The sequence below is a fragment of the uncultured Corynebacterium sp. genome (assembly GCF_946998835.1).
Classification (GTDB): Bacteria; Actinomycetota; Actinomycetes; order Mycobacteriales; family Mycobacteriaceae; genus Corynebacterium.
Map to the genome: position 1 here is coordinate 1 of NZ_CAMQAZ010000039.1, position 14,849 is coordinate 14,849.

The window sequence follows — 14,849 nt, forward strand, 5'->3', positions numbered from 1 at the left end:
CACATCTAACCCCAGCGACACGCCGAGCCAGACACACTTTTTGAGCCTTAACCCAGTGTTGACTTTTGGCGTTTACGTCAAAAAGACCAGGTAGAAAAACGCTTCTACCTGGCCTTTTGGTGCCCCCAGTGGGACTCGAACCCACACTGAAAGGATTTTAAGTCCTCTGCCTCTGCCAATTGGGCTATAGGGGCCCTCAACAAAGATTAATGGGCGATATGGGTGTCCACCAAACTCGCCACAATCCCGTCGAGGATATCCTTCTCGCTGATGTAGAAAAAACCCTGCTCTTCCTTCGCAATCTCAGAACGCGGCAGCGCCTCAAACATGTCCATCAGCCCGTCGACGATGATTGAGCCACCGGCGAAGACATCTGCACGCTTCGGGTGCATGACCGGATTGGCAGCGAGCGACTCCGCATCGGTCTCAATCACGGACGCTGTCAGAGCGCGCAGAGCAGCAAAACGCAGCTGCGACAGGTGGATTGCTGCCGGATCGTAGGTCTCCAGCCCCTGTGCCAGTGCAGAGAGCGTGGTGAAGGTTCCAGCGCAGCCGACAATGGTACGAGCCTTATCGACGGGCACCTCCGCGACAATCTCGTCAGTCAACTCCGCAACATACGAGCGTGCTGCCTGGACTTGCTCCGCCGTCGGTGGCGAGGTCTGCAGGAAACGCTCGGTCAAGCGCACACTGCCCATGGCTACGGAATCGGAACCAGCCACGGTGCCGTCATGGTCGCCGACAATAACCTCGGTAGAGCCGCCGCCCACATCGATGACGCAGTAGGGGCCGAGCTCGGGGTCCAGGTCATCGACTGCGCCGCGGAAAGACAGCGCGGCCTCCTCGTCACCGGAGATGACTTCGGCCTCCACACCCCAGGGGGCGAGAATCTCGCGGGTCATGGCGAAGAAATCGTCGCGGTTACTTGCGTCACGTGTCGCCGATGTCGCCACCATCCGAACTGCTTGCACCTTTTCGACCTGCATGAGCTCCGCGTACTTCGTCAGAGCCTCCCGCACGCGCTCCAGCGCCTCCGGGGCGAGCATGCCTGTCGCATCTACACCTTGGCCGAGGCGGACAATTTCCATCAGTCGGTGCAGCTCTGTGATTTCCAGAACCCCATCCACGACCTCGACTCGGCTGATAAGCAGGCGCAGCGAGTTAGTGCCACAGTCGATAGCAGCGAGCGTTGTCATTTACCCCTCCACCCCCGGATACTCGATTCCGAGCTCAGCAATCGACGGCCAATCCGCGGGAATTGCGGTACCGCGCAGCTTTTCATTCTCCGCCGCCAGCGCCACCGACTCCGTCCCCAGACGGAAGTGGTCCGGCCCCTTGGCCAGCGCGTAGGCAATGAGGACGTGCAGGCACTTCACGCGCGTCGGCATACCGCCACCGGAGAAGTCCGTGCCCAGGTCTTCCATTTCATTGCGCTCTGCCAAAAACGCTTCGTGCGCACGCTGGTAATCGGCGGCGAGCTCCTCGTCGCTCTCCAGCCGAGCGGTCATCTCCTTCATCACACCGGTGGTCTCCAGCCGGGAAGCCTCCGCGGTCAGACGCGGATCAGTCAAATAAAAGAGGGTGGGAAACGGAGTGCCATCGTCCAGACGCGGCTTCGTCTTAACCACACCAGGAGTACCGTCCGGGCTGCGGTAAGAAACATCCACCACACCTCGGGGTTCACGCCCGAGCTGCTCCGCTATCACGTCCAAATCTGCGGTTTCCACAGACATCGGTCACACTCCTTCATTTCCGTTTACTGACACATAATCTCACAGGCACCCAACAAGCGCGTTGTTTCGCTTTACGACGGCACACTCCACCGCGCACGCAACCTCACCGGGGGCCTCAACTAGCCTCTCCGAGATTTAGGACTCCGGCACCGTCGGCAAGCTCTCTGGCCTCGTCGCCTGCTCGCGCCCCGGATTAGAGCGAGTCGAATCCGGCTCAGGTGGAATGGAAATGGAATCCCACAGGGTGGCGTACCACTTCTTGGCCTGGTGCTGCGGAATCTCCTCCGGCTGCGTCATAGGCTGCTCGCCGACCGCCGGATCGAGAATGCGGAACGGGGTCTCCCCCGGCTCCACCAACCCCAGGCGCAGACGCGCCTGCTCCTTGACGTAGGCCGGATTGGAGTAGAGTTCCTTCTCTTCCTCCAGCTGCTCGATTCTCTGCTCCATGCGAGCAATGTTGTCCCGAGTTTCGGCCACATCCGCCTGCTGCTGCGCAAAAGTCCGCAACGGAATAGCAAGAGTGGCCACCAGGAAAAGCACCAGCAGACCAATACCAATCTTTTGTGCTGTGCTCAGCGAGCGCATACCCGATGCAATGGCCGATGCCGATGCCGAACGCTGCCCCACCCTTGCAGGGCGCGATTGTGTTCCGCGGCGAGATCGGTCCGATGCACTCATGCCCCACACTCTACCCGACCACCGAACAATGAAATAAGAAAAACCCGCCCACAACCACGCGCGTGGTTGTGGGCGGGCAGTGCTACACGCTACTTTCGCAGCGTAAGAGCTGTTTACTTAAAACGCGGGAAAGCGCTGCGGCCAGCGTAAACTGCGGCGTCACCGAGGTACTCCTCGATGCGCAGCAGCTGGTTGTACTTAGCAACGCGCTCGGAGCGTGCCGGAGCACCAGTCTTAATCTGGCCACAGTTCAAGCCGACAGCCAGGTCAGCGATGGTGGTGTCCTCGGTCTCACCGGAGCGGTGCGACATCATGGACTTGTAGCCGGCGTTGTGAGCCATTGCGACGGCCTCGAAGGTCTCGGACAGAGAACCAATCTGGTTGACCTTGACCAGCAGGGCGTTAGCGGCCTTCTTCTCGATGCCCTCAGCCAGGCGCTTCGGGTTGGTGACGAAGAAGTCGTCGCCGACAATCTGGACCTTGTCACCAATCTGAGCGGTCAGCTTGGTGTAGCCCTCCCAGTCGTCCTCCTGCAGCGGATCCTCGATGGAGACGATAGCGTAGTTCTCAACCAGGTCAGCGTAGACAGCTGCCATCTCCTCAGCGGTGTGCTCGCCGCCCTCGAAGTGGTACTTGCCGTCCTTGTAGAACTCGGAAGAAGCAACGTCCAGAGCCAGAGCAACGTCGTCGCCCAACTTGTAGCCAGCGGCCTCAATAGCCTCGACAATCAGGTCCAGTGCAGCCTTAGTGGAGTCAACCGACGGAGCAAAGCCACCCTCGTCACCGAGACCGGTGGACAGGCCCTTGTCCTTAATGACCTTCTTCAGTGCGTGGTAAACCTCAGCGCCGACGCGCAGTGCTTCCTTGAAGGTCGGAGCACCAATCGGAGCAATCATGAACTCCTGGACATCAACACCGGAGTCGGCGTGTGCGCCACCGTTGAGGATGTTCATCATCGGGACCGGCAGAACGTGACCGTTCGGGCCGCCGACGTAGCGGAAGAGCTCAAGGCCAGCGGACTCAGCAGCAGCCTTGGCAACGGCCATGGAAACACCGAGGATAGCGTTGGCGCCCAGACGGGACTTGTTGTCAGTACCGTCCAGCTCAATCATGGTCTTGTCAACGAGACGCTGGTCCTCAGCTTCGAGGCCGATAATTGCGTCCTCAATCTCCTCGAGCACAGCGCGGACGGCCTTCTCGACGCCCTTGCCCAGGTAACGATCCCCACCGTCGCGGAGCTCGTGGGCCTCGTGCACACCGGTGGAGGCACCGGACGGAACCGCAGCGCGGCCCACAGCGCCGTCTTCCAGGAGCACCTCAACCTCAACGGTCGGGTTACCACGGGAGTCCAGAATTTCGCGTGCGTTCAACTCGATGATTGCAGCCATAGGTCACCTTTCCGCCGGAACCGTTCCGGCACTTGTCTCCAATTGTGGCACGGTTTGGCAACCTTCGCCGTAAATCTTTTTCACCCTATGCCGGCTGATTCAGCGCATAGTTCGCCGCAGCATCCCGCACATCGCGAAGGTACTGCTCAGACTGGTTATATGAGCGAATTGCGGATGCCCACCCTTCCGGGGTGGCAAGGTCGCGTTCCCCACTGCAGAGCATCCGCGCGGTAGTCGCGGTCGCGTCGTCGATGTTGTTGGGGTCAGCAACTCCATCGCCAGAGGCATCCACCGCAAAGCGATGCCACGTCTCAGGGATAAACTGCATCGGCCCCACGGCGCGGTCGTACTGCGTATCGCCATCGAGTTCGCCATTGTCGGTATCCAGGACCTCAGCAAACCCGTTCGTGCCGTCCAACGCCGGACCGATAATTGTCGGGCGCACTACCCCATCAGCATCAATTTGTGCCGGTTTGAGCCAATTTCCCGAGTAGCTACCGTGGTGCGTCTCCACTTTCCCCAGCCCCGCCAGCGTGTTCCACCCCAGATGACATTCCGGAAACCGAACAGCCGCAATGACGTATGCATTGCCGTACGCACGCAGAGCATCTTCCGGAATCCCCGTCTTCGCCGAAATCGGTTGTGCCCACTGTCTGAGCTGTTCTGAAGTGCGCCCAGGGGCATTGATGTCAATCATCGGCGGAGGCTCCGCTGCAGCGGGTGGCACATTGTCCGGAATCGGCTGCTTAGTCAGCGATGGAATAACCGGTCCGGTGAACATCGCCAGTGCTCCAACCGTGCCGATGATAATGAGTACAGCCAGAGAAGTCAGACCAAGACAGCCACAGCCCTGCGAGGGCTTCTTCCTCCCCTTACCGCGGCCACGCGGATTTTCCCCGCGTGGTGCGGGGTGCGCGTATTCGTCAAAGGGAGAATTCGATGGCATGGAGAATTACCTTACGGGGTAAACCGTAAAAATCACTCAATCCCAAGGACAGCTGTACCTTTTGCCGGAATCTAGCTGTCGCTTTCCGACGCCCACTTCTCCTCCTCCAGCTGAGCCAGCTCAGCCAAGAATTCGCGCGAGGCCTGGCGGGTGCGCTCTTCTGCGCCGGATTCAGTCTCTAGCCCCGGAGTCGGAACCAGAATTTCCATTGGAATGTCCGCATCGGAAAGACCAAGCGCGCGGGCACGCCGGATGGCTTCCTCAGCGAGAGCCAGCGCCGGCAGCTGCGTGGCCGGGTTCGAGCGCGGACGCCCGCGACCATAGGCCCACAGTCGTTCTTGCTCTTCCTCCGAAACCATTTCTCCCTCTGCAACGGAACCATCAAAGAGATAGGGCTGTCGGGCACGCATCTTCAAAATGAAGTCGGTGGCCACGTCATCCAGGTCGAAGTCCTCCGCGATTTCGGCATGGAAGAGAACTTGGAGCAGCAGGTCTGACAACTCACTGCGAATGTCGCCGCCCTCAGTAACAGCGTCGACAAACTCGTAGGTCTCTTCAATGAGGTACGGCAGTAGGCTCTTGTGCGTCTGGCGTGCTTCCCACTGCCCGGTTCGACGTGCCGCGGCCATAATATCCACGGCCTCGACGACATGCGGCAAGCGAGCTGCGGCAATCTGTTCCTGTGGGGTCACCGTTTCTGGCACCGGATCTACCAATGGCTCTGGCACTGATTCCGGCTCTTGCTCCGGCACCTGGGTCGGGGTCGGGGTCGGGGCTGCAGCAACCGGAGCTACCGGCGCAACCGGGTCCGGTGCTTCGTCCAGCTCGACCGAGTACACCTTCTCGCCCGCATCCAAGCGATCGAGCACCTCGTCGTTTTCCATATCGGTGGTGACTAGAATCTCCGCCTGAGACACCGAGTGCCCACCGGCATCCGCGATTGCCCAGCGCACACGAATCGGGACTTCTTCGGTGTAGCTGACTTCACCGGCCAGCAGGCTAGCGGCTTCCAGCGGAATCGCGGTTGGAAAGCGGCTATCGAGCTTGATGATAGTCATACGGTTTCTAGTCCTTTCCCATGTGCGAGATGTCCATACGCGGAATTCCCGCCATCGATGTCAAGAAGTCTGCTACCCACTGCACCAATGCAATATCGCGGACAGGTTTTGCCCGCAACCCTCGCCCTTCCTTCGGCATTCCGACGGAAACCGTGCGTGTTGCTGCACGATAGGTCGCCTGTGGATACAGGCGTTTGAGGCGCACTTGCTTGGAGTCAGCAAGCTCCATAGGGGCTATTCTAATGTGCGCACCCATAGCTTGAACTTCATGCACGCCGAATTCCCTGCAAATAATTCGAAGTCGTGAAATAACCGCCAGTCTCTCCACCTCAATGGGTGGGGTTCCATAGCGGTCGACGAGCTCCTCTAGCACTACATCGATATCGTCCAGCGCACTGGCGGCAGCAAATTTGCGGTACGCCTCCAGCCGCAAGCGTTCCGACGACACATAGTCAGCCGGGATATTCGCATCCACCGGCAAATCGATTCGAACTTCCTTCGGTTCGTTATCAGAAGCATCCGGAGTCTCACCATCGGCCACCGCCTTCAGCGCGGCCACGGCCTCGCCGACAAGTCGGACGTACATGTCAAAACCGACTCCTGCGATGTGGCCGGACTGCTCTGCGCCGAGAATGTTGCCGGCACCGCGCATTTCCAAGTCCTTCATGGCCACCGCCATACCGGCACCCAAATCATTGTTCTGCGCAATGGTGGACAGACGGTCGTATGAAGTCTCAGTCAGCGTCTGATTCTCCGGGTAGAGGAAATAAGCATAGGCTCGCTCACGCGAACGGCCTACCCGACCGCGCAACTGATGCAGCTGGGAAAGACCCATATGGTGCGCGTTTTCCACAATCAGCGTATTGGCGTTGGCAATATCCAGACCGGTTTCCACGATGGTGGTGCACACCAGCACGTCGTACTCACGCTGCCAAAAGCCGTCGACGGTACGTTCCAGCTGCTCCTCCCCCATCTGGCCGTGGGCCACCACCACGCGAGCCTCAGGCACCAAATTACGGATATTCTGGGCGACCTTGTCAATGGTTGCCACCTTATTGTGCAGGTAGAACACCTGTCCGTCGCGAAGCAGCTCGCGCCTGATAGCAGCGGCGACCTGCTTGTCGGATTGCGCGCCGACGTATGTTAGCACCGGATGGCGGTCCTGCGGCGGGGTGAGAATTTGGCTCATCTCACGGATGCCGGCAATCGACATTTCGAGTGTGCGTGGAATCGGTGTCGCGGACATGGTGAGCACGTCGACGTGATGACGCAGCGCCTTGATGTGCTCCTTGTGCTCGACACCGAAACGCTGTTCTTCGTCGACGATGACCAGGCCGAGTTCCTTCCACTGCACGCCGGTCTGCAAGAGGCGATGCGTGCCGATGACAATATCGACCGTCCCGTTCTTCAACCCTTCCAGAACCTCCTTGGAATCCTTCTGTGAGGTGAAGCGGGATAGGCCGCGGATGGTGACCGGGAAGCCCTCCATACGCTGGGTGAAGGTGGCCAAGTGCTGCTGCGCCAGAAGGGTCGTTGGCACCAATACCGCCACTTGGCGACCATCTTGAACCGCCTTGAACGCGGCGCGCAAAGCTACCTCTGTCTTGCCGTAGCCGACATCGCCGATGAGCACGCGGTCCATCGGCACTGGCTTTTCCATGTCGGACTTAATCTCGTCGATGGCCTGCAGCTGATCTTCAGTCTCGGTGAAGGGGAAGTTGTCCTCCATCTCCTGCTGCCACGGCGTATCCGGCGCGAATGCATGGCCCGGCGCGGCTTGCCGCTCGGCGTAGAGCTTGACCAGCTCTTCCGCAATCTCGCGGACGGCGCCACGGGCCTTGCGCTTGGTGGACTTCCAGTCCGAGCCGCCCATCTTCGACAGCGCGGGCTTTTCGCCGCCGACATAGCGCGACAGCAGATCCAGGCTCTCCATCGGCACGTAGAGCTGGTCGGAGGGACCTCCGCGCTTGCTCGGCGCGTACTCGAGCACCACGTACTCGCGGCGCGCCTGATCCTCGCCCGTGCCGATAGTGCGCTCGGTGAGCTTCACGAACCGGCCGATGCCATGAGTGTCGTGCACCACGTAGTCACCGGCCTTCAGTGCCAATGGGTCCACCCGACCGCGGCGCTTCGCCGGTTTGCGGCGCCCACCAAGTGCGCCCTCCGCGATGCGGTTGCCGGTGATGTCCTGCTCTGTAATCAGTGTCAGTGCGCCGCCAGGAATGCGCGGAAACACCAGGCCGCCGTGCAAAACGCCCTGATAGACGGTAATGCGCCCGGGTTCCGGCTGTTCGGGTCCGGCCGCCATGCGCGTCGCAATTCCGGCTTCCCTGAACTTTTCCGCTTGACGACGCGCCCCCGCGGGTGTGGCCGCCACGTACGCCACTCGCTCCCCCGCGACCGTGGCATCGCGCAGCTGCTTCATCAGGTGACCAATTTCCTTTAAGTCACCGCGCGGCGCGGGCCCAGGCTCAAAGGTCAGCGGCAGCACATCATCTTCGGTAACTCCCGCTTCCAACATGCCGGGCGGCGAAATATGCCACGAGGTGGGCATAGGAATGGATGCCAAGCTGCGGTACGCACTGGGCTCCAGGCCATCGGTGGCAATCGGGGCCGAGCCACCCATCGCTGCGGTTTCCCAAGCTGCGGCCATAAACTCCTCGCCCGCGCTGATGAGGTCCTGCGCACGGGAGCGAATGCGCTCCGGACCGCACATGAGCACATGCGTTTTCTCCGGCATGACCTCAGTGAGCATCTTCATCGGATGCTGACTAATCAGTGGAATCAGCGACTCCATGCCCTCGACCCACTGGCCATCACCGATGCGGGTGAGCATTTCTTGGACCTGCCCAGAGCGCGTGGTGGCGAGTTTCTCGGCGGCGGCCTTCACGTCGTCGTCGATAAGCAGTGCGCGACACGGGAAGATATCCAGCTGGTCTACTTCAACCTCAGAAATCGTGCGCTGGTCAGCGACGGAGAAAGCACGCAGATCGGTGACTTCGTCACCCCAGAGCTCGATACGCACCGGCAGCTCTTCGGTCGCCGGAAAAACATCGACGATGCCGCCGCGCACGGCGAACTGGCCACGCCTGCCGACCATATCCACATGCGAATAGCCGTGATGCACCAACCGCTCGACCAGGTCTTCGCAGTCCTGGTCCAGCTGGATGTGGATGGGCGCGCTGGTTTCAGCATCGAGGTCATCCACAATCGGCTGCACCAAGGAGCGCACCGCCGCAATCAGAACGTCGACTTTGCCCCGGCGAACGTCGTAAAGCGCTTTACGACGCTGCGCCACGGTGTCCACCGCCGGCGAAAGCTTCTCGTGCGGGAGCGTCTCCCACGAGGGGAACATGGCGACTCGGTTGCCAATCATGGACTTGACCTCGGCGGTCAGGTCCTCCGCCTCACGCCCGGTAGCCGTAATGACCAGCACCGGCGCCTTTGTGGACATGGCGTAAATAAGGTGCGAACGCACTGCATCCGCACCTGTGAGCGCAAGTTCGTCTTCGCCGATGCGCCCGAGCACACCGACAAATTGAGGATCGGTAGAGACGAGACTTTCCAGCCCGGACAGCGGGTTCGGCAGAATGCTGGGTGTGGCTTTCGCCGAGGAAGACGCAGAAGTTGGCATAGCCCCAATATAACCATGCACCCCGGACCCGCCCTGCGTGCTGGTTAGCCGTGGCTAGTTACCCGTTTCAGCCACCTGCAATGGATCGGCAGCAGCACCTGCGCCGAACTTCGCGCCCTCCGCAGCTTCGGGCACGTCAGCGGAACCGTGCAAAATGGGGGCTCCCTCCATACCGGCCAGCCCGTTCCAGCACAGATTGACGATGTGCGCTGCGACTGTCTCCTTATCCGGACTGCGCTTCTCCAGCCACCAGCGAGCGGTCTGCGAAACCATGCCGACCATGCAGTTTCCGTAGAGCACCGACATGGACGGGTCGAAGCCGGCGCGCTTGAAAGCCTCGGAGAGGATCGGAGTAACCGACTCGGTGGCGTTATTCAGCAGCGTCTCATAGCCACCCGCCACGCCGGGGTCGCGAGAAATGATGGAGAATCCCTCCGGATTTTCCTCCACATAAGTCAGCAGTGCCAATACCGCCTGCTCAATGCGGTAACGAGAACGCCCCAGAGACAGCGCCTCCGTAATCGTGGCCTCGAGAGTCTTCATCTCCTGGTCGACGACTGCCTGGTAGAGCCGCTCTTTGGTACCGAAATGCTCGTACACAACCGGCTTCGATACCCCGGCTGCGGCAGCGATTTCCTCCATTGAGGCGGCATCCGGCCCCTTGGCGGCAAAGATTCCACGGCTGACTTCTGTCAGCTGAGCTTTGCGCTGTGGACCGGTCATACGTCGTCTCGGAGAATTGGAGGCCATGCTTTTAGATTAGTGGCTAAAGTCTTGCTATCGTATATCGCAGGCACAAGCGGGTCCGCTTTGTGCCATTCTCCCATGGTGTAATGGCAACACTCCGGTTTTTGGTACCGGCATTCTAGGTTCGAGTCCTGGTGGGAGAGCAAGCGGGGGGCCGGCCCCTTGTTAAGAAGTGACTTTTCGCCCCGCCGTGACCGTGATGCACCCTGACTGAGGAGTAGCAAGTTTCATGTCGAACGGTTCGGCCACCGCTGTGGTCATTCTCGCCGCGGGTCAAGGCACCCGAATGAAATCCAATACGCCGAAAATGCTGCACGCTCTCGGCGGTCGCACAATGTTGGAGCACGCGCTCTATGCCGCCAAGGGCATTAATCCAGATGAGATTGCTGTCGTCGTTGGCCACCAGCGCGAGAAGGTAATTGACGCCATCGGTGCGTGGACGGAGAAGGCCGAGCACTCCAACGACGTCGTCATTGCGCCACAGGAAGAGCAAAACGGTACCGGCCACGCTGTTCAGTGTGCGCTCGAGCACCCTGAACTGCAGAGCTTCAAGGGCACCATTTTGGTGACCACCTCCGATGTTCCATTGCTGGATTCCGAGGCCCTCCAGGCCCTCCTTGAAGAGCACAACCGTAAGCCACGCGCTGCCGTGACCGTGCTGACCTCCACTGCTGACAACCCACACGGCTACGGCCGCATCGTCCGCAACGCAGACGGCGAAGTCCTGCGCATCGTAGAGGAAAAGGACGCCTCCGACGAAGAACGCGAAATCACCGAGGTCAACTCCGGTGTCTACGCTTTCGACGCCGAGACCTTGGCCAACGCGCTCAAGCAGCTGGACACCAACAACGCCCAGGGCGAGCTCTACCTCACCGATGTCATTGGCATTGCCCGCGAAGCCGACCGCTCAGTACGTGGCCACCGCCTCGCCGATGCCACCGTCGTCGCCGGTGTCAATGACCGCGTCCAGCTGGCCACGTTGGGTCGCGAGCTCAACCGTCGCACCTGCGAGGCAGCTATGCGTGCGGGAGCCACTATCGTCGATCCGGACACCACCTGGATTGATGTTGAGGTAGAAATTGGTCGCGATGTCACGATTCTGCCGGGCACCCAGCTGCACGGCAAGACCATAATCGGCGATGGGGCCACCGTGGGACCGGACACGACACTGACCAACATGATCGTCGGCAAGCGCGCCAGCGTCGTGCGTACCCACGGTTCCGATTCGGAAATCGGCGAGGATGCGACGGTCGGACCGTTCACCTATATTCGCCCGAACACCAAGCTCGGTGTCGGCGCGAAGCTCGGTGGCTTCGTGGAGGCGAAGAACGCGCAGATTGGCAACGGTTCGAAGGTTCCGCACCTGACCTACGTGGGCGACGCGGAGATCGGCGAGCACTCCAACATCGGCGCCTCAAGCGTGTTCGTGAACTACGACGGTGTCAATAAGCACCGCACCGTCATCGGCTCGCATGTTCGCACCGGCTCCGACACCATGTTCATCGCTCCTGTGACCGTGGGTGATGGCGCGTACTCAGGTGCAGGTACTGTTATTAAGGACGACGTTCCTCCGGGAGCATTGGCGGTCAGTGGTGGCCGTCAGCGCAACATCGAGGGATGGGTCGAGCGGAAGCGCCCAGGGACCGCTGCTGCAGAGGCAGCGCAGGCGGCGCAGGCGACTGACAACGCTGACAACAAGGAAGACCAGGAAGGCTAGACGGCAGATGACCGGCCAGTGGATTGATAACCAGAAGAACCTCATGCTCTTCTCCGGAAGGGCACACCCGGAATTGGGCGAGGCAGTTGCCAAGGAGCTCGGCATCGAGCTGACTCCGATGACCGCTCGTGATTTTGCCAACGGCGAAATCTTCGTTCGCTACGAGGAGTCCGTCCGCGGTTCCGACGCCTTCGTACTGCAGGCACACCCGGCACCGCTGAACAAGTGGCTCATCGAACAGCTGATTATGATTGACGCGCTCAAGCGCGGTTCGGCCAAGCGCATCACCGCTATCTTGCCGTTCTTCCCGTACGCCCGCCAGGACAAGAAGCACCGCGGCCGTGAGCCGATTTCCGCTCGTCTGGTCGCTGACCTGTTCAAGACCGCAGGCGCCGACCGCATCGTCTCCGTGGACCTCCACACCGACCAGATTCAGGGCTTCTTCGACGGCCCGGTCGATCACATGCACGCCATGCCGATTCTGTCGGAGTACATCAAGGAGAATTACTCCCTGGATAACCTGGTCGTGGTCTCCCCTGACGCCGGCCGTGTGAAGGTTTCCGAGAAATGGGCCAACACCCTGGGCGGTGCCCCGTTGGCCTTCATTCACAAGACTCGCTCCGTCGATGTCGCCAACCAGGTTGTCGCCAACCGCGTTGTCGGCGAGGTCTCCGGTAAGACCTGCCTGCTCATCGACGACATGATTGACACTGGCGGCACCATCGCCGGCGCTGTCAACGTGCTGCGTGAGGCTGGCGCTTCCGATGTCATCATCGCCACCACACACGGTGTCTTCTCCGACCCGGCCCGTGAGCGCCTGTCCAAGTGCGGCGCCCGCGAGGTCATCACCACGGACACCCTGCCGCAGTCCACCGAGGGCTGGGACAACCTCACCGTCCTGCCAATCGCACCGCTGCTGGCTAAGACGATTCACGAGATTTTCGAAAACGGCTCCGTCACCACTCTCTTCGAGGGTCAGGCTTAGTTTTTCTCCGCTTGACGACGGGCACCCCGCCGCGACCGGCAACCTAGTATTGCTGGTGGTGGCGGGGTTTGCTGTTTGAGCCACGAGTCCACTACAATTTCTCCGGTAAGTCTCGGCGAGGGCGGCCACAATGAGTGGTTGCCGTTATCGACGCGACGCTCGCAGCCCAACTTTTGCGCCCACGGTGGGCATGGATGCGGCACGTGCTCGACTCGACGACTCAGTATCGAATCGTTTAGGAGTCCATTTTCATGGCAAAGCCCAACATCATCAAGATTGAAGCTCGTAACCGCACCGAGTTCGGCAAGGGTGCCGCTCGCCGTGCCCGCGTTGCTGGCGACATCCCGGTTGTCATCTACGGCGCTGACCTGGATGCCCCGAAGCACATCCTCGTTGACACCCTGGATTTCCACGCAGTTATCCGTAACCACGGTCTCAACGCTGTTCTGGACGTCAACATTGAGGGCGAGTCCCAGCTGTCCATGGTCAAGGCTGTTGACCAGAACGCTCTGACCCTCGACATCGACCACGCTGACCTGCTCGCCATTCACCGTGACGAGAAGGTCGAGGTTGAGGTCCCGGTCGTTCCGACTGGCGAGGTCGCCCCGGGTGCCCTGCTCATGCAGGATGCCGAGACCATTCTGGTCAACGCACCGGTTCTGGCTATTCCGGAAGAAATCGAGGTCTCCGTCGAGGGTGCCGAGGTCGGCACCATGGTTCACGCTGGCGACGTTACCCTGCCGGAGGGCCTGGTCCTCACCGACGATGCCGACCTGCTAATCTTCAACATCGTTGCTCCGGAGGAGGAGCCGGCTGGTGACGTCGATGCCGACATCGAGGGCATGGGCGAGGCTGAGACTCCGGATGAGCCGGCTGAGGAATCCGCTGAGTAATGTAAGCGCTGAATAGCTCTAGCTGACTGAGCCAATACAGGCTTTCACGCTTAGCTAACAAAAAAGGGACGGACGCTCTTGTCCGTCCCTTTTTTGCACTCCCCAAAATCAAAACACCGTGCACAGTGTGCCAAGATTGAACTCATGAACGCCTCCACCACGCCTCTACTTGTCGTGGGCCTCGGCAACCCTGGGCCCAAATATGAACTCACCCGCCATAACGTCGGACATCTGGTGCTAGATGAACTAGCTAGCCGGACTTCTCCGATGCCGTCGTCGTTTAGCGTGCACAAGAAGTCCAACGCTGAGATTGTGCAGACTCGGTTTAAAACCTCCGATGGTGGCGAGCGACAGGTGATTCTGGCTAAACCCCGGACGTACATGAATCTGTCGGGTGGGCCGGTCGCGGCGCTGGCGAAGTTCTTCAACATCGCACCTACCGACGTCGTGGTGGTCCACGATGAGCTGGATCTGGACCCGGGCGTGGTCCGCCTCAAACGTGGCGGTGGCGAGAATGGCCACAATGGGCTGCGTTCGACCTCGAAGTCATTGGGCACGAAGGACTACATGCGCGTGCGCATTGGCATTGGTCGTCCTCCGGGCCGCCAGGATCCAGCTGATTATGTGCTGCGCAACTTCAATGCCAAGGAGCGCGAGGAACTCGCTTTCACCCTGCCCACCGCGGCGGAGGCAGTGGAGCTAATCGCCAGCCACGGGCTGGAAATTGCTCAGAACCAGGTGCACGGGCGGTAGCAGATAGAGGCAAATGGCAGCAACGAGCCCCCTTCCCTCCCAACTTTCACTGGGATGAGAAAAGGGGGCTATTTTCGCGTTCCCGGGAGCTTCATTCTTTACAGCTCGTCGGTGTTCGTGCTGCTCGGCGTTTTCGTCGGCGGTTTCGCTCTGTCCACCGAGCGCCTGGCGGTGGGATTCGGGAAGCTGCGGCAGGGCGCCCGTGAGGGCATCAACCAGGTGATGAGGATCAGGCGCCCGGGGAGCTCCCCGTCCGGCACGCCCACGACTCGGCGTAGCGGCCGCCCTTCGCCAGCAATTCATCGTGCGTGCCCCGT

At 60.5% G+C, this 14,849-nt stretch carries 12 protein-coding genes and 2 tRNA genes; 5 read left to right on the forward strand and 9 right to left on the reverse strand.

Features of this window, described 5'->3' with window-relative positions; genetic code table 11:
• Positions 1-117: 117 nt before the first annotated feature.
• The 9 genes from Q0U90_RS10560 to Q0U90_RS10600 form a co-directional block, all read right to left on the reverse strand.
• A tRNA-Leu gene (locus tag Q0U90_RS10560) sits at positions 118-194 on the reverse strand.
• A gap of 12 nt (positions 195-206) precedes the next feature.
• Positions 207-1,196, reverse strand: a complete 990-nt coding sequence (locus Q0U90_RS10565) for a Ppx/GppA phosphatase family protein (protein ID WP_297454780.1) — start codon at positions 1,194-1,196, stop codon at positions 207-209.
• Entirely contained in the window at positions 1,197-1,733 is a 537-nt protein-coding gene (locus Q0U90_RS10570; RefSeq protein WP_297454782.1) for a DUF501 domain-containing protein, read from the reverse strand.
• Between the two features lie 135 nt (positions 1,734-1,868).
• Positions 1,869-2,411, reverse strand: a complete 543-nt coding sequence (locus Q0U90_RS10575) for a septum formation initiator family protein (protein WP_297454784.1) — start codon at positions 2,409-2,411, stop codon at positions 1,869-1,871.
• A gap of 113 nt (positions 2,412-2,524) precedes the next feature.
• Positions 2,525-3,799 (reverse strand): phosphopyruvate hydratase, encoded by a 1,275-nt coding sequence (gene eno / locus Q0U90_RS10580; protein WP_297454786.1) that lies wholly within the window; start codon positions 3,797-3,799, stop codon positions 2,525-2,527.
• 85 nt (positions 3,800-3,884) lie between these two features.
• Entirely contained in the window at positions 3,885-4,745 is an 861-nt protein-coding gene (locus tag Q0U90_RS10585; RefSeq protein WP_297454789.1) for a lytic murein transglycosylase, read from the reverse strand.
• A gap of 71 nt (positions 4,746-4,816) precedes the next feature.
• On the reverse strand, positions 4,817-5,803 hold the full coding sequence (locus Q0U90_RS10590) for a MazG nucleotide pyrophosphohydrolase domain-containing protein (RefSeq protein WP_297454792.1): 987 nt from the start codon (positions 5,801-5,803) through the stop codon (positions 4,817-4,819).
• A 7-nt stretch (positions 5,804-5,810) separates the two neighbouring features.
• Entirely contained in the window at positions 5,811-9,437 is a 3,627-nt protein-coding gene (gene mfd, locus Q0U90_RS10595) for a transcription-repair coupling factor (protein WP_297454795.1), read from the reverse strand.
• A 54-nt stretch (positions 9,438-9,491) separates the two neighbouring features.
• Positions 9,492-10,160 (reverse strand): TetR/AcrR family transcriptional regulator, encoded by a 669-nt coding sequence (locus Q0U90_RS10600; RefSeq protein WP_297454811.1) that lies wholly within the window; start codon positions 10,158-10,160, stop codon positions 9,492-9,494.
• 96 nt (positions 10,161-10,256) lie between these two features.
• On the opposite strand from Q0U90_RS10600, the gene Q0U90_RS10605 reads away from it, so the two are divergent.
• The 5 genes from Q0U90_RS10605 to pth all read left to right on the forward strand — a co-directional run bounded on the left by Q0U90_RS10605 (position 10,257) and on the right by pth (position 14,532).
• Positions 10,257-10,327: transfer RNA gene (locus tag Q0U90_RS10605), tRNA-Gln, on the forward strand.
• Between the two features lie 86 nt (positions 10,328-10,413).
• Positions 10,414-11,901 carry a bifunctional UDP-N-acetylglucosamine diphosphorylase/glucosamine-1-phosphate N-acetyltransferase GlmU gene (gene glmU / locus Q0U90_RS10610; RefSeq protein ID WP_297454798.1) on the forward strand — a complete coding sequence of 496 codons (1,488 nt, stop codon included), beginning with the start codon at positions 10,414-10,416 and terminating at the stop codon, positions 11,899-11,901.
• 7 nt (positions 11,902-11,908) lie between these two features.
• Positions 11,909-12,886, forward strand: a complete 978-nt coding sequence (locus Q0U90_RS10615; protein ID WP_297454801.1) for a ribose-phosphate diphosphokinase — start codon at positions 11,909-11,911, stop codon at positions 12,884-12,886.
• 251 nt (positions 12,887-13,137) lie between these two features.
• Positions 13,138-13,779, forward strand: coding sequence for a 50S ribosomal protein L25/general stress protein Ctc (locus tag Q0U90_RS10620; protein ID WP_297454803.1), 642 nt, complete (start codon positions 13,138-13,140; stop codon positions 13,777-13,779).
• A 144-nt stretch (positions 13,780-13,923) separates the two neighbouring features.
• Positions 13,924-14,532, forward strand: coding sequence for an aminoacyl-tRNA hydrolase (gene pth / locus Q0U90_RS10625; protein ID WP_049189754.1), 609 nt, complete (start codon positions 13,924-13,926; stop codon positions 14,530-14,532).
• Positions 14,533-14,849: the final 317 nt, after the last annotated feature.